Annotated in this window: 21 protein-coding genes; 3 read left to right on the top strand and 18 right to left on the bottom strand. The window is 40.7% G+C overall.

Annotation, left to right across the window (positions count from 1 at the left end; genetic code table 11):
• Nucleotides 1–6: 6 nt before the first annotated feature.
• A complete protein-coding gene (locus B9N65_RS09050) occupies nucleotides 7–825 on the bottom strand; it encodes an ATP-dependent protease (RefSeq protein ID WP_087583643.1) in 819 nt (272 codons plus the stop codon).
• Nucleotides 826–1,242: 417 nt separating this feature from the next.
• Here B9N65_RS09050 and moaC point away from each other — a divergent pair, with 417 nt between their 5' ends.
• The 3 genes from moaC to B9N65_RS09035 are packed head-to-tail and all read left to right on the top strand — an operon-like array spanning nucleotide 1,243 to nucleotide 3,208.
• Complete coding sequence (gene moaC / locus B9N65_RS09045; protein ID WP_180385145.1) at nucleotides 1,243–1,719, top strand: cyclic pyranopterin monophosphate synthase MoaC; 477 nt, start codon at nucleotides 1,243–1,245, stop codon at nucleotides 1,717–1,719.
• Nucleotides 1,694–1,960, top strand: coding sequence for an HP0495 family protein (locus B9N65_RS09040; protein ID WP_087583641.1), 267 nt, complete (start codon nucleotides 1,694–1,696; stop codon nucleotides 1,958–1,960). The genes moaC and B9N65_RS09040 overlap by 26 nt, the downstream gene beginning before the upstream one ends.
• Before the next feature lie 9 nt (nucleotides 1,961–1,969).
• Nucleotides 1,970–3,208: a hypothetical protein gene (locus B9N65_RS09035; RefSeq protein ID WP_087583640.1), complete on the top strand. Its 1,239-nt coding sequence runs from the start codon at nucleotides 1,970–1,972 to the stop codon at nucleotides 3,206–3,208.
• A 68-nt stretch (nucleotides 3,209–3,276) separates the two neighbouring features.
• On the opposite strand, the gene B9N65_RS09030 is transcribed toward B9N65_RS09035, so the two are convergent.
• The 17 genes from B9N65_RS09030 to rpsD form a co-directional block, all read right to left on the bottom strand.
• Complete coding sequence (locus B9N65_RS09030) at nucleotides 3,277–4,071, bottom strand: undecaprenyl-diphosphate phosphatase (RefSeq protein WP_002941660.1); 795 nt, start codon at nucleotides 4,069–4,071, stop codon at nucleotides 3,277–3,279.
• 58 nt (nucleotides 4,072–4,129) lie between these two features.
• Nucleotides 4,130–6,040 carry a transketolase gene (gene tkt / locus B9N65_RS09025; RefSeq protein ID WP_087583639.1) on the bottom strand — a complete coding sequence of 637 codons (1,911 nt, stop codon included), beginning with the start codon at nucleotides 6,038–6,040 and terminating at the stop codon, nucleotides 4,130–4,132.
• A 107-nt stretch (nucleotides 6,041–6,147) separates the two neighbouring features.
• Nucleotides 6,148–7,047: a polyprenyl synthetase family protein gene (locus B9N65_RS09020; RefSeq protein WP_087583638.1), complete on the bottom strand. Its 900-nt coding sequence runs from the start codon at nucleotides 7,045–7,047 to the stop codon at nucleotides 6,148–6,150.
• A complete protein-coding gene (locus B9N65_RS09015) occupies nucleotides 7,044–8,153 on the bottom strand; it encodes a DUF7488 domain-containing protein (RefSeq protein ID WP_087583637.1) in 1,110 nt (369 codons plus the stop codon). The genes B9N65_RS09020 and B9N65_RS09015 overlap by 4 nt, the downstream gene beginning before the upstream one ends.
• Complete coding sequence (locus tag B9N65_RS09010; protein WP_002941513.1) at nucleotides 8,150–8,464, bottom strand: YbaB/EbfC family nucleoid-associated protein; 315 nt, start codon at nucleotides 8,462–8,464, stop codon at nucleotides 8,150–8,152. The genes B9N65_RS09015 and B9N65_RS09010 overlap by 4 nt, the downstream gene beginning before the upstream one ends.
• A gap of 3 nt (nucleotides 8,465–8,467) precedes the next feature.
• A complete protein-coding gene (panD, locus tag B9N65_RS09005) occupies nucleotides 8,468–8,815 on the bottom strand; it encodes an aspartate 1-decarboxylase (RefSeq protein ID WP_087583636.1) in 348 nt (115 codons plus the stop codon).
• A gap of 2 nt (nucleotides 8,816–8,817) precedes the next feature.
• Nucleotides 8,818–10,101 (bottom strand): UDP-N-acetylmuramoyl-L-alanyl-D-glutamate--2,6-diaminopimelate ligase, encoded by a 1,284-nt coding sequence (locus B9N65_RS09000; RefSeq protein ID WP_087583635.1) that lies wholly within the window; start codon nucleotides 10,099–10,101, stop codon nucleotides 8,818–8,820.
• Nucleotides 10,079–10,633 (bottom strand): hypothetical protein, encoded by a 555-nt coding sequence (locus B9N65_RS08995; RefSeq protein ID WP_009295268.1) that lies wholly within the window; start codon nucleotides 10,631–10,633, stop codon nucleotides 10,079–10,081. Before B9N65_RS08995 ends, B9N65_RS09000 begins: the two co-directional genes overlap by 23 nt.
• Nucleotides 10,620–10,895: a NifU family protein gene (locus tag B9N65_RS08990; RefSeq protein ID WP_009295267.1), complete on the bottom strand. Its 276-nt coding sequence runs from the start codon at nucleotides 10,893–10,895 to the stop codon at nucleotides 10,620–10,622. The genes B9N65_RS08995 and B9N65_RS08990 overlap by 14 nt, the downstream gene beginning before the upstream one ends.
• Nucleotides 10,896–11,031: 136 nt before the next feature.
• Nucleotides 11,032–11,952, bottom strand: a complete 921-nt coding sequence (locus B9N65_RS08985; RefSeq protein WP_087583634.1) for an ABC transporter substrate-binding protein — start codon at nucleotides 11,950–11,952, stop codon at nucleotides 11,032–11,034.
• A 75-nt stretch (nucleotides 11,953–12,027) separates the two neighbouring features.
• Nucleotides 12,028–12,720 (bottom strand): ABC transporter ATP-binding protein, encoded by a 693-nt coding sequence (locus B9N65_RS08980; RefSeq protein ID WP_087583633.1) that lies wholly within the window; start codon nucleotides 12,718–12,720, stop codon nucleotides 12,028–12,030.
• Nucleotides 12,717–13,466, bottom strand: a complete 750-nt coding sequence (locus B9N65_RS08975; protein WP_087583632.1) for an ABC transporter permease — start codon at nucleotides 13,464–13,466, stop codon at nucleotides 12,717–12,719. Before B9N65_RS08975 ends, B9N65_RS08980 begins: the two co-directional genes overlap by 4 nt.
• Nucleotides 13,463–14,074: a hypothetical protein gene (locus B9N65_RS08970; RefSeq protein WP_087583631.1), complete on the bottom strand. Its 612-nt coding sequence runs from the start codon at nucleotides 14,072–14,074 to the stop codon at nucleotides 13,463–13,465. Before B9N65_RS08970 ends, B9N65_RS08975 begins: the two co-directional genes overlap by 4 nt.
• A 105-nt stretch (nucleotides 14,075–14,179) precedes the next feature.
• The gene (locus B9N65_RS08965; RefSeq protein ID WP_087583630.1) at nucleotides 14,180–15,166 is read right to left on the bottom strand and encodes a hypothetical protein; all 987 of its coding nucleotides are present in this window, start codon (nucleotides 15,164–15,166) and stop codon (nucleotides 14,180–14,182) included.
• A gap of 905 nt (nucleotides 15,167–16,071) precedes the next feature.
• Complete coding sequence (gene rplQ, locus B9N65_RS08960) at nucleotides 16,072–16,428, bottom strand: 50S ribosomal protein L17 (protein ID WP_087583629.1); 357 nt, start codon at nucleotides 16,426–16,428, stop codon at nucleotides 16,072–16,074.
• A gap of 11 nt (nucleotides 16,429–16,439) precedes the next feature.
• Nucleotides 16,440–17,456, bottom strand: a complete 1,017-nt coding sequence (locus B9N65_RS08955; protein WP_087583628.1) for a DNA-directed RNA polymerase subunit alpha — start codon at nucleotides 17,454–17,456, stop codon at nucleotides 16,440–16,442.
• Between the two features lie 14 nt (nucleotides 17,457–17,470).
• Nucleotides 17,471–18,097 (bottom strand): 30S ribosomal protein S4, encoded by a 627-nt coding sequence (rpsD, locus tag B9N65_RS08950; protein WP_021084023.1) that lies wholly within the window; start codon nucleotides 18,095–18,097, stop codon nucleotides 17,471–17,473.
• Between the last annotated feature and the right edge of the window lie 22 nt (nucleotides 18,098–18,119).

Here is an 18,119-nt window from a genome sequence, read left to right as displayed (position 1 = left end):
TCCTTTTTAAAATGAATTTATCTCTAAACTCTTTGTCTTATTACCTAGATCCACGCCAACAAGCACGTTTTTATCTATAAAAATTTCTTTTATCTCGCCGCTAAAAAGCTCTTTTTTGCTCTTTAGCTTAAAGCTTTTGTCAAATTTATAGATCACTCCGTCCTCGCCAGCTACTAAAACCTCATCTCCCACGCACGCAAGAGCTGAAATTTTAGATCTTAAAATTTGCTTTTTAGCTCCACTTTTAAGATCTAAAATTTCTCCGTTTCTAAAGCCTATGAAAATTTCATCATCGCTAAATTTACAAGCGCTCACTGGCGCAAAGCCAACGCTTTTTTGCTCTTTTGCGTTAAGCTTGCTATCAAGCAAAAATGCCTTGCCATTAAAGCTTGTAAAAAACACTCCCTCTCCAAGCGATAAAAAGCTAGAAATTTTATAAACATTGTTAAAATTTTTTGATATAAATTTTTTAGAACTCTTGTCAAAAATGGCGATCGTTACGACATTTGCCATATCGCAAGCGACGTAAATTTTCTCTTTATCTAGCAAGATATTTGAAACCTTACAGCCAACATTTGGCAGTGCAAATAAAAATTCCTTCTCGCTAGCTACCTTTACGATCTCATTGTTTAAATTTGCAACGTAAAAAGAGCTCTCATCGTAAGCACATCTTTGATCTTTATAAATTTTCTCCTTTAGTCCTAGGCTTTTTGTCTCGCCATCTTTTACAAAGATGATGTTTTGACTATTTTCATCGACGAAGCAGCCATTACTCTCGGCAAAAAGCGCTATCAAAGATAAGCTAAGACATAGCAGAAATTTCATTATCTAGGTTGCTTTCATCGTAAATTTAAAATTAACAAAAATATACATATTCATATCTTAAAAGCAAATTAGAAGTTAATTTATTTTCTTAAGCTTTTAAAGAAAAATATCAATAATTTTTTTTAAATTTTGCCATTTACAATAAATAGACTTTGGAATTTAACGGATATAAATATATTTTTGATAAAATTTATTATCTATAAAAATTCGTATTTTAGGTATTTTATACATTAAAATTTAAATTATAAATATTTTTTCAAAAAAATTATTTAAATTAGATAATTATATTAAGAAATGAAAAATCGCTCTTGCGTTTTGAGCAAAGCTTAAATTTTAGATTTTTGATATTTTTTTGCTTAAATTTGCTGATAACTTAAATTTGCTTAAATAGGCTATAATCCACCGAATAAAGGAGAGATAATGCTAACACATTTAGATGAAAAAGACCGTCCAAAGATGGTCGATGTAAGCCCAAAAGATCCAACTAAAAGAGTAGCAACTGCTAGCGGGATCATCAAAATGAGCAAAGATGCTTTTAAGGCGATCAAAGAAAATACTGGCAAAAAAGGCCCAGTCATCCAAACAGCCGTTGTCGCTGCGATAATGGGCGCTAAAAAGACAAGCGAGCTAATACCTATGTGCCATCCACTAGCCATTTTGGGCGTGGATTGTGACATCGAGGAGCTGCCTGAAATTTGCGCTTTTAAGCTTTATGTGAGCGTAAAGATCGAGGGCAAAACAGGTGTTGAGATGGAGGCACTAACAGGCGTAAGCGTGGGACTTTTAACCATTTACGACATGGTAAAAGCCATAGATAAGGGCATGGAGATAAATAGCATCGTACTAGAGAGTAAAACAGGAGGCAAAAGTGGCGAGTATATGCGATCTAAATAATAAAAAGGCAAAAATCGACTACCCAACACACTGGGAGTATAAAGTGATATTTGACGCTGGCATAAATGCCGAAGAGAAGGTAAAAGAGATAGTAAAAGATAGAGAATTTAAGCTAGTTTTTTCAAAATTTAGCAAGGATAAAAAATACGCTAGCTACGATCTAGCCGTGCTAGTTTTGAGCGAAGAAGAGAGGCTGGAGATATTTTCAGCGCTAAAACACGAAGCAAAATACGTTTTATAAGGCAAAAATATGGATAAACTTGAGCAAAATTTACGTGATTATAAAGATAGCGAGGGGCTACTAACTAGCATAAAAGCTCTTTGCAACGACTTTTTTAGGGATGTCTCAGACAAAGACGAAAACACACTGCCTGATCTTTTGAAACAAAAGATGAACGAGCTTTACGACAAGATGGACAAAGAGAGCCTCATAAATGCTAAAAACTTAAAAAGCGCTATGGAGGGGATAAATCAAGCTCTAGTTAGCGGCGAAGAGAAGGGGCTTTATGAGCTATTTGATAAAAGAGATGAGATAAATAGAGCCATCGAGACAAAGCGTGAAGAGATAAAAAATAGGCTAAAAATTTCATTTGAAGCGGCTGAAGAGGTCGTAAAAGATAGAAATTTTGACGAAAAAGATGAAATTTTAGAGCTCTTAAACAGCGCGATCATCAGAGAGACAAGGATGCTTGGTATCTTAAAAGAGAGCGCTACTATCGCCTTTTTGACGACGCTTGAGGGTGCAAAAGACGTCGAAGAGACGGCAAATGCGGTGGCTAAAAATATGACCTACGCTGCGATAAGGGGCGGTGAGTTTAGCAAGGAGCACATCCTTGAAATTTCAAAAAATATCATCAGTGCGGCTGGAAATTTAGCAAACGAGGGTCACATCTTTGCAAAAGAGCTGATGAGTGGCGCGATAAACGGCACGAGAGATGGCCTTTTAAGGGCGATAGAAAAGCTAAAAGATGAGGCGAAATTTGCTCCAGATGAGCTAAGGCTAAACTCACAGCTTTTAAATTTAAAAAACGTGGATGAAGAGTTTATAGCGCTTCTTAAAGAGCTTGAAAATGAATTTGATGGCGTAGCTAAAAGCGAGATCGAAAGCGTGATAAATAGCGAGCTTGACACAAATCTAGCAAAATTTAAACGCATAAGTGATCAAGCGATGGAGCAGATCAGCTCAAGGCTTGAAGAGCTAAAGTCAAACGGCGTTGCAAAGCTTATGAGCGAGGCGAACAATAAATTTGAAGCTCTAAAGCAAGAGCTAAACGACAAGAGCAAAAAGCTAAAGCTAAATTTTGACGCAAACGATAAGCTTGAAGGCCTCAAACAAGATATCGCAGAGTTTGAGAAAAAGGCAAATGATAAGCTTGAAGACATCAAACAAATGGATATAAAATCAGAAGCTAAGAAATTTGGTGACAGGGCATATCAAGCCGCAAAAGACTTTTTAAACGTTATAAAAAAAGATAAAAAAGAGGAGTAAATTTGCCAAGCTTTTGACAAATTTATCATTTTGGCTAGGTCTTAGCCTAGCCCTTTTATAACTTAAATTTATAAAAATAGATATAGCAAAAACGCACCCAAGATCAAGCGGTAGATGACAAAAGGTAGCATCCTGATCCTTGAGATGATCCCCATAAATAGCTTCACGCAGATATAAGCACTAACTGCACTTATGATGACGCCAAGGGCGATGTCGCTCCAAGGAAGCGCGTTTGGATCTTTTATAAGCTTGATGCTCTCAAGTCCGCCAGCTAGGATGATGACTGGGATCGAAAGCAAAAATGAGAAATTTGCACTGCCTTTGTGACTAAATCCTAAAAAAAGTGCTGCTGTCATCGTTATGCCTGATCTTGAGACGCCAGGGATGAGCGCCACAGCCTGCGCTAAGCCTATGATAAGAGCAAATTTTATGGTCATTTCGTATTCGCTTTTGTTTGTTGAGCGAAGATCAGCAAAGTAAAGTGCGATGCCAAAGATGATAGTTGTAACTGCGATCACAACGCCGCTTCTTGCGTACTCTTCGATCACGTTGTTAAACAAAAGCCCAAAGATACCAACTGGGATAGTGGCAAATCCCACGCACCAGACAAGCAAGCTATCGCCCACCATCTTTCTTTGTGCTATCGAGGCAAAAAAGTCGCGAAGTAGCTTAAAAATCGTATCTTTAAAATAAAAAAGTATCGCACTTAGCGTACCAACATGCACCGCCACGTCAAAAGCAAGCCCTTGATCTGGCCAGCCAAGTAGCTTTGGCACCAAGATGAGATGAGCCGAGCTTGATATCGGCAAAAATTCGCTTATGCCTTGCACCAAGGCCAAAACGATAACATGAGAAATTTCCATAAAATGCCTTTTTTGATTTTAGATTGCAGCTGGGGATTTTACTCCCCAAAGTTAAATTTTATATAAGTTCGCTAGCAAAATTTGCAAGCTTTTGCGGAGTAAATCCGAAGTGGTCAAATAGCTCATTTGCCTTGCCGCTGGCGCCAAAGCTATTCATGCCATAAACCGCGTCGGCAAATTTATACCACTCATAGCCAGTTGCGGCCTCAACTGCGATGATGGTTGTGTTTTTATCTAAAATTCTAGCCACATACTCAGCTGGCTGCTCGCAAAGCAGATCAAAACAAGGCGCTGATACGATATTTGCACCGATACCTTGCTCAGCTAAAAGTGCAGCTGCTTTTACGCAGAGTGAGACCTCGCTACCGCTTGCTATAAATGTGATCTTTGCTTCTTTTGCCGAGCTTAAAAGATATGCGCCGTTGCTAACCTCACCAAATTCGCCTTTTGCAAGTGGATCAAGCCCTTGGCGGCTAAGCACAAATGCGCTTGGAGCGTTTAAATTTAGAGCCGCTTGCCAGCTAGCTGCGTTTTCGTTGCCATCAGCTGGACGGAAAGTGTAGAAATTTGGCATCGCTCTAAATGTGCTAAGCTGCTCGATAGGCTGATGTGTCGGACCATCTTCGCCAACGCCGATGCTATCGTGCGTAAAGACAAAAAAGTGCTTGATGCCCATTAGCGCTGCTATCCTCGCACTTGGCTTTAGGTAGTCGCTGAAGATGAAAAATGTCGCTGAAAATGGCAAGAAAAGCCCGTATCTAGCGATGCCGTTGTTGATAGCTGCCATAGCGTGTTCTCTGATGCCGTAGTGGATATTTTTGCCATTTGGGAAGTCGCCCATACCCTTTAGCTCGGTCTTGTTTGACGGAGCGAGATCTGCGCTACCGCCGATAAAGCCAGGGAGTTTTTTCGCTATCTCATTTAAAATGACGTGGTTTGTATCTCTTGTGGCCAGTTTTTTGTCGCTAAAGTCTGGAAATTCGATCTTGCTAAAGTCTGGATTAAGAAGGGAATTTAGCAAATTTTTACCCTCAGCACTTAATGCCTCAACCTTTTTGTTCCACATCGCCTCTTCAAGATCGCCCTTTTCAACTGCACCTCTAAATCTTAAAAGCACGTCCTCGTCGATAGCAAATTTCTTCTCAGGGTCAAAGCCAGCTGCGGCCTTTGCCTTTTTGATGATCTCTTCGCCAAGCGGTGCGCCGTGGCTGTGGTGGCTGCCTTCAAGCTCCATTGCGCCGCGTGCTATGTGTGTGTTTGCGATGATGAGATATGGCGACTCTTTCTCGCTTGCTTGCTCAAGTGCAAATTCGATCTGGTTGTAGTCGTGTCCGTCGATGCGTGCGACCTCCCAGCCCTGCGCCTCAAACCTTGCCTTGACGTCCTCGCTAAATGCTATCGCTGTGTCGCCCTCGATCGTGATGTTGTTTGAGTCATAGATGAGCACAAGGTTGTCTAGTCTTAAATTTCCAGCCACCGAACATGCCTCGTAGCTTATGCCCTCTTCTAGGTCGCCGTCGCCGCAAAGACAGTAAATTTTATGATCGATTATTTTATTATCTGGCTCATTTAGCACGTTTGCAGCGTATTTTTCTGCCATGGCTAGACCAACTGCGTTTGCTACGCCTTGACCAAGCGGGCCAGTAGCCATCTCAACGCCTGGAGTGTGAATTTCTGGGTGTCCTGGGGTGTTTGAGCCAAGTTGGCGAAATTTCTTAAGCTCATCTAGGCTTAGATCGTAGCCGCTTAGGTGCAAGAAGCTATAAACCAAGCTTGATGCGTGACCACCGCTAAAAACGAGCCTATCTCTGTTTAGCCATTTTGGATTTTTAGGGTTGTGTTTTAAAAAGTTGCTTAAAACCACCATGATATCGGCTAGGCCCATAGGAGCACCTGGGTGTCCGCTGTTAGCGTTTTGCACCATATCAGCGCACAAAAATCTTATAGTATCGGCTTGTTTTTTTAGCATATGATCTCCTTTTATTGCGTCAGATTATACAAAAAAGTGATTAAAACTTGCCTTGCATTTTTGCCCAAAATGTCTAAAAAGTGATATAAATTTACGAAATTTACGCACTATCTTAGGTGCTTGTCTGTAAGCTCTAAGATCATCTTTGCTATGCTTGCATCTACCTGCTTTAGCGCCTCTTCTATCTCGCAAATAAGCTCATCTTTTTTCTTTTTTGCACCAGATAGACCAAGTAAATTTGTAAATGAGTTTTTAGCTAGATCGTTATGCACGGGCTTTCCAGCGGCCGCTTCGTCGCTTGTAAGATCGATGATATCATCTTGTATCTGAAAAGCAAGCCCAAGCTTTAAGCCGATATCATAAATTTTCTCGCACTCTGTTTCGTCTAAATTTACTATCACAGCGCCCATTTTTAGGCTTGCAGCGATGAGCTTTGCGGTTTTGTGGATGTGTAAAAAGACTAGTTCATCAAGGCTTAGCATCTTGCCAGAGAGCCCAAATTTAGTCTTTGCTCTTTTGATGTCCTCTTTGTTTGTATTTTCAAAGAAACAATCAAGCGCCTGACCTAGCACCATGCCGCTAACGCCAGCATTTTGGCTTAAAATTTCAACGCATTTTATACGTGTGTCAGCTGGCAACTCAGCACGTGAAATTTCATAAAAAGCATGCGTATTTAGCGCATCTCCTGCAAGTATCGCAGTCGTCTCGTCGTATGTGACGTGAAGCGTTGGTGTGCCGCGCCTTAGGCTTGCGTTATCCATCGAAGGCAGATCATCGTGGATGAGCGAATATGTATGCATCATCTCAAGCCCCAAAGCCACTCTCATAGCCTTTTGCGTGAGGCTTTTATCGACATTTTCCACCACACCAAGAAGCAAAAGCGCCCTAAAGTGCTTGCCTCCAGCCTTTAGCATAACGCCAAGCGCCTCCTCATAGTAAGGGTGAAAGCTAGGTGCCTTTGGCAAATTTGCATTTAGAAATTTTACGAAGTCCTCAAGTAGGCTCATTTTGGCACTCTTGCAAAGAACTGAAAGTCGTTTCTAGTAAATAAAAGCACGAAATTTTGCAGATCGCTGATCTTTTCTAAAAGCTCCTCGCGGTTATTCACGTTCTCTTTGTTGTAGCCTAAAATTTTATCGCCGATCTTGATGCCAAAGATGTCGGCATTTGACTTTGGCTCGACCTTAGTAACGACTAAATTTTTATCAACCGTGATACCATAATCCACCAAAACTTTATCATCTAGCAAGCTCTCAGGCGACTTTGGCATGACGTTTAAATTTGGCAGATCAAGGCTTGAAGGGGCGTCAATGTCTAGGCTTTGGTTAAATTTCACATCCCCGCTTACTGGCACTTGAAAGAGTAGCTCTTGCCTATCACGCTTCACGATGATGTCCAGTTTTGCGCCCTTTGGAGCAAAAAGTACCATCTCATTTAGCTCTCTTAGGCTCTTTGGCTTGATGCCATTTACACTAACAAGCTCATCATCAACCATCATCATCTTGCCGCGGCCCAGTGGATCAACAAGACCCACAAAGAATTTATCCTCTTTTTGTAAGAATTTCACGCCGATATCGCCGTAATAGACATCATCGTAAGATACAAAGTGCTTTAGATAGCGATTTGGTATAAATTTATCAGCTCCAACAGCTATGCCTATCATCTTGCAACAAGGCGTGTTTATCTCGCCAGTTGCGTTGTACTCAAAACTTAGCGTGTCAAAGTCGCCTAAATTTTGCCCCAAAGACTTGATGTGACCCATGACGGTGTTATTAGAGTCGTTTAAGATGCCAACCCAAGTGCTCTTTTTTATGCGCTCCTCGTTGGTCTCATCAGCCATCACAACAGGGCTTAGCTCCTTGCTAGAGCGCACTAAGAAAAGCTGCAAATATGGGTCAAATTTGACATATTCGCCAAGCGGAGCTCCCTCGCTTTTTGGCACTGCGATCAAATTTTTAGTGATAGCCAAGCCAAAGTGTTTATTTACCGAGACGATTGAGTTTTTGTTCTTTTCAAAGCAGGCGTTAAAGTCCTCTTGCGTAGGCCTAGGGTCGGCGTTTAGGCAAAGCGCTGATAGCAAAAAAGCAAGGGCAAATTTATATTTTAGTCTCATTTTATCCCCATCGAAGCAAGACCACCAAGCATCCTTGAAGCGGTGTTTTTCTTATCAGCCTCAACCGATTTTAGCACGTCATTTACGGCGCTTATTAGCAAAATTTGCATACTCTCTTTATCTTCAAGCAAGCTATCATCTATACTGATATCAAGTATCTCGCCGCTGCCGTTTGCTCTCACGCTCACTAGTCCGCCGCCGCTTTTTGCGCCAAATTCTTTATTTTTGCTCTCTTCTTCCATCTGCTTGGCCTGCTTTTGCACATCCTCAAGCATCTGCCCCATCTTTGAAAAGTCAAATCCCTCAAACATCGCCTACTCCTTTATGATCTCGTTTTTGTTATTTACATGCACGATGGTTGGCTTAAATTTCTTAGCCTTTTTAAATTTCATACTAGCATAAGCCACGATGATGACCACGTCGCCAACACAGACCTTTCTAGCAGCCGCGCCGTTTAGGCAAATTTCGCCTTTTTTGCCCTTTATCACGTAGGTGGCAAATCTCTCGCCGTTATTTACGTCTAAAATTTCAACCTTTTGATTTTCTATCAAATTTGCAGCCTTTATAAGCTCCTCGCTGATGCTGATCGAGCCAACATAGTTTAAATTTGCGTCTGTTACGACGGCTCTGTGGATCTTACTAGCTAAAATTTCTATATTCATTTTTACCTCTTTAAAAGCTCTTTTACTACTTCTTTGTCGCTAAATGGGTGCTTGACGCCCTTTATCTCTTGATATGGCTCGTCGCCTTTGCCAAGTATGACAAGCGCCCAGCCGGGCTCAAGCTTGTTAATGGCTAGCGCGATCGCCTCTTTGCGGTTGGCGTTTCGTATCAAATTTTCATTTTGGCTCATGCCAGCGCAAATTTCGTCTATTATGCTCTCTGGCTCTTCGCTTCTTGGATTGTCACTAGTGACTATGCAAATTCTTGCGTATTTTTGGGCTATTGCTCCCATTTTAGGGCGCTTTGTCCTATCTCTGTCGCCGCCTGCGCCAAAGACTGCGATCAAATTTAGATGTCTAAGCGAGTTTAGCACCTTTTCTATGCCATCTGGTGTATGGGCAAAATCCACGATGACTAGCGGATCAGCGCTAACGACCTCCATCCTGCCGCTCACGCCTTTAAATTTACTTATCGCCTTTGAAAGTGCAGCTGCGTCTGGGCGCTCTAGCAAGCAAACGGCGCCAAGGGCTGCGATTAGATTGTAGAGATTAAACTCACCTTGCAAGCTTGAGTCTATCTCCGCATCGTCATTTGGCGTCTTGATAACTGCATCTATGCCGTCCTTTAGCCCATAAACTATCGGCGCAAAGCTAGCTGGCTTTTTGATCGCGTATGTGTAAGCGTTTTTTGGGTTAAATTTAACTCCGCCATCGTCAATGTTTATGAGCTTTACGCTCTCATCGTCAAAAAAGCTTGATTTTACCCTAGCATACTCCTCCATGCTCTTGTGGTAGTCGAGATGGTCTTGAGTTAAATTTGTAAAAATTTTTAGAGCAAATTTCAAGCTCTCTATGCGTTTTTGAGCGATCGCATGCGAGCTAACCTCCATCACAAAGTACTCACAGCCCTGCTCGCTGGCTGCTTTGAGGTATGAGAACGTCTTTAAAATGGCACTTGTCGTAAGCGCCTTGTCATCTATCTGCTCATCCTCTATAAATGCCCCTCTGGTGCCACTTAGGCCGCATTTTTTGCCTAAATTTCGCAGGGTCTCGTAGATAGCCGCAGCCGTTGTGGTCTTGCCATTGGTGCCCGTGATGCCAACTATTTTTAAGCTTTCATCGATCTTTAAAAGCTTTTTGCACTCTTCAAGGGTGATTATCTTAGCGCCCTTTTTTGCCGCAGCTTCTGCAAATTTCGCATTTGCGGTAGTTTGCACAAAGTATGCACCCTGCTCGCACTCGTTTGAGTCATCTGTTATGAAGCTATTTTCTACTGATATTTTCATCGTTTTGTCTTTTTTGTATCTCTTTAAAAAGCTGATCTATACGCTCGTCGCCGCCAAACATCACCGCCGCACTTTCAAGGTAGTTCATGCTCATATCGATGAAGTCATTTTTTATCAAATTTCCTAAAAATTCCAAAAAATCGTCTTTGTTTGAGATCATCACCTTGGTTGAGAACATGATGTTTTCAAAGACCTTTTTAAAGCTGCCGTCCTTATAAACAGCCCTTTTAAAGTCCTCGTAGCTGATCGCGTCTTGCTCTTCAAAATACTCGCTCTCCTCGTCTCTGGACTCTAAAATTTTTAAAATTTCCTCCACGCCCTCGTCGTCTTCGCCGGCTCTTACCTTCGCCATATAGTAGTCAAACAAGAGCTTTGCCTCCTCGGCATTTTCCTCGCCAAGAGAGCAAATTTGTATCAAAAATAGTAAATTTTTCTCTTGCGTCTTTTCGTAGGCTAGTGAAAAGTAAAAGATCGCATCTTTAAATTTAGAGCGTTTGAAATATTTTATGCCTATTTTTTTATAATCTATCAATGTCAAATTCCTCGCCTATTGGGACATTTATGACCTCAAGCTCTGGGTGAATGTCGATGCGAAGTTGCCTTTCGATGCCGTATTTTAGCGTGGTCGTGCTGGCTGCACATCCGTGACAATGCCCTGTGAGTCTTACGTAAATTTTGCCGTTTTTTATGCCAAGTAGTTCCATGCCGCCACCATCATTTTCAAGCATTGGTAGCACCTTTTGCAAACTCGCAGTCACTGGTTTTAAAAGCTCTTCATCACTAAATGGGATCATATTTTTTCCTTAAATTTTTTAGCTATTATAGCAGATAAAGTGCAAACAAACGTTTTCTAGGCTTTTGCTGGGGGCATTTTGGCTTTAAATTTTGGTGGTTTTTTGTGGAGAAAAAGGGCAAATTTGCCCTTTAAGTTTAGTTTAGTAGAAGTGATTTTATATCTATTTTTTGCTCTATCATCTTGCTTTCAAGCATAAATTCTTGCGTAGCCTCAAGTGCTTTTATATCATCAGCCGTGATCTTTGAGCTAAAGTCATACTGAGGATACATGCTCTTTACCGCCTCTATGCTAAGCCCAGTCTCCTCGGCTGTAAATTTAAGCGCCTCATCCTCGTTTGCTTTGATGTAGGCCAAAATTTCATCCTGAGCCTTTTTAAATTTCTCAACGACGTCTTTGTGCTTTTTATAAAACTCTCCGCTTGTTGCTGTGACGATAACTGGTGTGATGACGCCTTTGCCAGTTGTCACTACATTTAGGCCTGATTTTTGAGCGTTGTAGGCCGCTGGTCCTGCAAGAAGCGCTGCATCGACGCTACCGTTTTCAAGTGCAGCTTGCGCAGCTGGGATGCCCATAGAGATGAACTCTACGTCGTTTATGCTAAGTCCGCCAAGAGCCAGGTATCTCACCAAAAGTTCGTTTAGGATAGTGCCTTTTGGGCCTGCTACTTTTTTGCCTTTTAGATCTTTTGGCGACTTTATGTTTTTATCTTTAGAAAATATGACAAAGGCCTCTGGTGCCCTTGAATAAGCACTTATGATCTTTATATCAGCCTTATTTGCCGCTGCAAGTATGACCGAAGTGCCGCCCACGCAGTTTAGAAACTGGAGCGAATTTGAAGCGAGCGCTTGCGTTTGTTTCGCACCCGAGGTGATCTCAGAGTACTCAACTGGTACGCCAAAAGACTTCGCATAAAAGCCTTTAAATTTATCGACGATCGATGGGACGTTTAGCGGCGATTTGACGTAGGTCATGCCGATCTTATCTAGGCCATCGCTTGCGTTTGCGACTAGACAAAGCAAAGAGGCCGCACACAAAACCTTAAAAAACTTTCTCATACTTACTCCTTTTAAAAATTTTCAAGATTATATAATCTTTTGCTTCATTTTGGTTTTAATTATCATTTTATTTGCCTAAATTTCACTCAAAATTTTGCGTTTTATAGCTATTAGCTCCTCGCTTAGCAGGTCTCGTGGTCTTGCTAAATTTGATAGATCATAGTTTGACTTTATCCCACCCTTTTCAAGCAAGATGATCTCGTCCGCCAAAAATAGCGCCTCATCGATGTTGTGAGTGACAAAAATGATGGTTTTGCCAGCTTGTATTTTTAAAATTTCAGCCTGCATGCTAGCTCTCGTAAAGGCATCAAGCGCGGCAAATGGCTCGTCCATAAGGATCAAATTTGCCTCGTACGCAAGCACTCTAGCAAGCGAAACGCGCGAGCTCATACCACCAGAAAGCTGCGAAACGCTGGCAAGTTTAAAGTCGCTAAGCCCTATCATCGATATCAAGCTACCTATCTTTTCAGCCTCTATTTCATGCTTTTTAAGAGGAAAAACGATGTTTTCATAGACGTTTAGAAACGGCATAAGACGAGGCTCTTGAAAGACAAAGCCGATCTTTGCCTGCTCTTTAAATTTTATCTCACCAAGACTTACGCTCTCAAGGCCTGCGATAAGGCGTAAGAGCGTAGTTTTGCCACAACCGCTTCTGCCAAGTATGACGGTGATCTTATCTTTTTTGATACTCAAATTTAGCTCTTTCAAAACGTCGATCCGCTTTTCACCTATAAAAAAATGCTTGGATAAATTTGAAATTTCTATCATTTCTCACCTCGCAAAAGGCTAAATTTCGCTATCAAAAGCAAAAAGAGCCTATCTATGAGCACTCCGCAAATGCCGATCGTAAAAATGCCCACAAATATCCTATCTGCGCGTGAAAGCTCCTCTGCGTCAAGGATTAAGTAGCCTAGCCCGCTTGAAGCCGCTATCATTTCAGCTCCGATGATCGCGCGCATGGCGTAGCCAAAGCCTATTCGCATGCCGACAATGATATCTTTTAGGGCGCTTTTTAGGATGATCTTGTAAAAAATTTCAAATTTACTAAAGCCAAAAATTTTGCCAACCTCGATGAGCTTTATATCGCAGCTAGTTAGCCCCTTTTGGATGCTTAGAAACATCGGGAAAAACGAGGCTAGGATGATAATGATGATCTTTGGCGTCTCGTTTATACCAAACCAAAGCACCAAAATCGCGATCAAACTAAGCGGTGGGATATTTCTAAAAAACTCCAGTATCCACTCGTAATAAACGCTGATCTTTGGCAAAAGTGCCGCTATACCGCCAAGCACGAGCGCTAGGGCAAACGAGAGAGCATATCCTGCAAATATACGCTTGAAGCTGATAATGGCGTGCGTAGCAAGCTCGCCGCTTAGGCTCATGCCATACATCGTCTTTAGCGTAGCTAGCGGACTTGGCAAGATATACGGCGTGAAAATTTCTAGCTCGCAAACGACCTGCCAGATGGCAAAGATCACTAAGATCAAAATGCTCTTTTTAAAAATCTCCCTCACAGCCCATCTCCGTTGTGGCAGCCGTTTTCGCAGTATAAAAGCTCGATGATCTGGTAGTTTTTAAGCTCGCTAAATTTATATGAAAGGGCGTTTTCTATCCTCTCTTTACTGCTAAGACTTAGTGTTTTTACGCCCAAATTTGTGAAAAAGCCTGGCGGTATCGGACTTTGCTCGATACTACGCATCTTTAAATTTATAGCGTTTTGCCCCCTAAAGCTTTTCCACGTCAAAAATGTGGTTCGCGCTAAATTTAGCTCTCTGCCAAGCTGGGCCAAGTCCTCACAAGGCGTCGTCACGTAAAGCCACTCGTCCTCTTTTAGCTTTGCGCTAAGCTCGATGGCACTTTCTATTAAAATGGGGTTTAAATTTGAAATGAATGCGGCTTGTTCTTTGAAATTTGCCCTGATGAAATTTACAGCCCTCGGACAGCGGCTATCGTAAATAAGCTCACTTTGTGCAAGAGCGTTTTTGTATGCGTTTTTTACGATTTTAACGTGGTCTTTTTCGCACTCTACTACGCTAAAGCCTTTATCTTGCAAAATTTCTTTAAGTGCGGCAAAGTCGTAGATGTTTTTTACAACAGGATTTAACCAAACCACTTTTTTCATAAGAGCTCCCGTTAAATTTAAAAGCAAAATGTAATAATTAAAATCAAAATTGTATCACTTGAAAGTAAAAAGATGGCTTTGGAGGTTAAATTTACAAGAAAAAGACTAGACTTTTACGTCTAAATTTCGCTTTTTCTGGCTTTTCTCCATTAGCTTTAGTATGTCTATGCCGCTTTTTTCAAGGCGCATTAGCTCCTTAAGATAGGCAAATTTCTCATCTTTATTGATATCGTAGGTCGCTAGTTTCTCGCTTCGGCCGATCACCGAGGCATATACCTTATTGCCGTCAAGTTTGTCGGTATTTTGCACATTGTAAAGCGACAGCACGCCCTCTATCACCTCTTTAAATTTCGCGCCACTCTTCATGCTAGCCTTCATCAGCGTTAAAAATCTCTGCCTGCTCTCATCGTCAGTGAAATTTATACTTTGCATTGTCTCATATTCGATCGGTGGCTTGTTCGTGCTAGTTAGCATTGAGATGGCCTTCTTGCCTATCGTAATACTCTCCACGCCGACCCTCTCGCCAAGATATTGCCTCAGCGCATAGTCCAGCCACCTATCTTTAAATTCTTCTACGCTCATGTCCTTATCAAGTATCTCAAAGCCCTCCACGTGGCTCTTGTGGCCAAGTCCGAGCAAGGTGCCGCTATCATCTTTTGACGTGTACTCTTTCGCGAAGAGATCGACGTTTGTTGGATAGTATCCGATGATCGATTCGTAAAGCCTTCCAAAACCAAGCGCCCCAGTTTGATTGACGAAGCTTTTAAGCTCGTTTATCTCATCTTGGCTCATTTGCTTGTCGTATCCCATGAGTTTGCCCCAGATGCTTATCTTGCCATTAGCGGCCATGCCTGTGAGCGAGTAGTCTTTAGCAAATTTTAGTGGCTCTTCATCTTTGCTAAATTTGCTCTCGTTTGTGCGACTTAAATTTATCTGATCGCTGCTTTGATTGAGGTTTTGAACTAATTTTTCAGATGGTAAATTTAAGGAATTTTCGTCTGTGCTAGGCTTACTACGGCTAGCGCTTTGCTCTCTAATGTTTTGAAAGCCACTATATAAATTTACATTAGCTCCATTTACGCCACCTATCATCTCAAATCCTTTGCGAGGTAGTTAAAACTAAGATCGTCTTTTTCAGAGTAAAATTTAGAAATTTGTAGAGTTTGACTTGTAAATTTAGGCTGACTTGGGACTGGATAAATTTAGACATTTGAGAAGGCTGGAATTTAGAATTTGCTTTGTAGAATTTGCATCTATCGGTTTTTGATTGTATCTGGTTCATATATTTTGGTTTAGTTTTATCGTATCTAGTCTATATATTTGGTTGTTAATTTACCATATACAACTCCGCATATTTGTCATATCATAGGCTATTTCAGATCAAATTTATGTCATCTTATCCGCCACCCTAGTTACATTGGCCAAGCCCTTTTTGTAGTCTATCAAAATTTAGAATTTTGAAACTTTTTGGAGTATAAATTTTAAATTTGTTTTTTGAATAAATTAAATTTGAGATAGTTTGCCTGGATGATTTGCTCTGCTTTTGCATCATAAATAAACTTCGCAAACTAGCTTTTAAATTTGACCCACAACTGCTCAAAATACAAATACTTTCTAAAGCAAATATCACGAAAAATCAACGAAGCAAAATTTAAAAACCAACTAGCTCTAAATTTAGAAATTTATGGTGTTAGCTTTGAAATTTAATAGATAAGTTTGGGCTAGAATTTTAAAACCTCATTTAGGAGGTTTTTGACATAAAATAAAGAGCGTTTGCTTGCGTTTTTCGTACTTTAAAACCGCTATAAATTTACTTATACCAACTATTTTAACCTATCACAGCAGCTCATCTAAAAGCCACGAAATAAAATTTATAATGCTCCGACTTGTAAATTTGCCACAGACTAAAATGGATAAATTTAAAACAAAATTTTTAAAAAATAAACGTAAAAAGAAAAATTTAGAAAGAAAAGAGAGCCAGATAGGCTCTCTGGGGATTATTCAGCTACTAGCTCTATATAAGCCATCTCGGCTGCGTCGCCTCTGCGAACGCGAGTTTTGATGATTCTTGTATAGCCACCGTAGCGCTCTTTAAATTTTGGAGCTACTTCAGTAACTAGCTTATTTGTAGTCTCTTTGTCTTGCAATGAAGCAAATACTGCTCTGTGAGCGTTAGAATCGCCCTTTCTAGCTCTTGTTATTAGCTTTTCAACATAGCTTCTAAGCTCTTTTGCTTTTGGTAAAGTTGTCTCTATCTTTTCGCTTTTGATGATAGCTATCGCTAAATTCTTAAGCAATGCAGATCTATGAGATGACGTTCTACCAAGTTTGCGATATCCGTGTTTATGTCTCATCTATTGTCCTTTTATTCTTTTGCACTCATTTGTGATTTTAGCTCGGTTATTTTCTTTCTGAGTTGCTCTTTGCTATCTTTTAACACATCGACACCAACTGGATAGCCTATCTCTTCCATAACCGCTTTTATCTCTTCAAGAGATTTTTTACCTAAATTTTTAAGCTCTTTAAGCTCATTTTCGTCCATCAACGCAAGCTCACCGATAAATCTAATATCGGCTTTGTCAAGGCAGTTAAAACTTCTAGCGCTTAAATTTAGATCTTCTACACTAGAAAGTAGCTTTGAGAACTCGCCGCTTGCACTTGAACTAGCAACTGGCGCACTAACATCAATATCTAAAATTCCTTTAAATACTGACATTTGTTGATACATAGCTTCTAAACAATTTTTAAAAGCTTCTACTGGACCAACTTGACCATCTGTTGTTATCGTAAATACGATCTTCTCGTAGTCTGGGTCGTCTTCAACCAAGACGTTTTGTATCTCATAAACTGCTTTTTTAACAGGTGTAAAGAAAGCATCTAGTGCGATATACTCGTCTTCGATCTCTTCTCTGATCTCTTCACTAGGAACATATCCGATACCTTTTTGGATGATAACTGAGAAATTTAACTCAGCATCTTCGTTGATGGTTGCAAGATATGCGTCTGGATTAACGATCTCAACTAGGTCGTTATTTAGATCAGCTCCAGTTATCTCTTTTGGTCCTTTAAAGCTATACTCTATAACTTCACGCTCGCTGCCGCTTTTTAATTTAAATCTGATCTTCTTCAAATTTATAATAAAAAATGCCACGTCTTCAAGCATGCCGCGCATACTATCAAATTCGTGACTAACGCCTTTTATCTTTACACCGATAGGAGCAAAGCCTACTGTGCTTGTGTAAAGAAGACGGCGTAGTGGGTGAGCCAAAGTAACAGCATAACCTGCTTCAAAAGGATATGCTGTAATGTTAGCGACATATTCGCTAACACTTTTAACTTCTATTTCAGTTGGCATATAAGCTGATGTAGTAATCTTTCTCATCTTTATACCCTCTATTATTTTGAGTAAAGCTCTACTATAAATCTTTCCTCAACAGGAATGATAACCTCTTCTCTTTCTGGATTTCTAGTGAAAATTCCAAATTTTTTCTCTTTTTCCACATCTACCCAAGCAACGATGCCAGTTTGAGCTGTAAGATCGATCGCGCGAATGATTTGTGGATTGTTTTTAGATTTCTCAGCAACTTCTACTTTAGAGCCTGGCTCCACTCTGTAAGATGGGATATCCACTCTCTTGCCATTTACTAAAATATGTCCGTGAGTTACTAGCTGGCGAGCAAAACGACGAGTCGTTGCAAAGCCCATTCTGTAAACAACATTGTCTAATCTCTGCTCTAGTAGTTGAACCAAAAGAGCACCTGTATTGCCCTCGCGGCGTGCTGCTTCTTGGAATAATCTTCTAAATTGTTTCTCTGAAACACCATACATAAATTTAGCTTTTTGCTTCTCACGAAGTTGTAAGCCATATTCGCTTATTTTTGCTCTTCTTTGTCCGTGTTGTCCTGGTGCATAAGGTCTTTTTTCTAAAGCACTTTTACCAGCAAGTCTTCTTTCGCCTTTTAACGCAAGAGACACACCAAGACGTCTTTCTAATTTTTCAACAGGTCCTGTATATCTAGCCATAATAATTTCTCCTAATTTTCTC

Origin of the sequence: Campylobacter concisus, assembly GCF_002165815.1 — a bacterium.
Taxonomy (GTDB): Bacteria; Campylobacterota; Campylobacteria; order Campylobacterales; family Campylobacteraceae; genus Campylobacter_A; species Campylobacter_A concisus_BH.
Note: the sequence above shows the minus strand (reverse complement) of the source record. Positions and strands in the feature narration are given on the sequence as shown.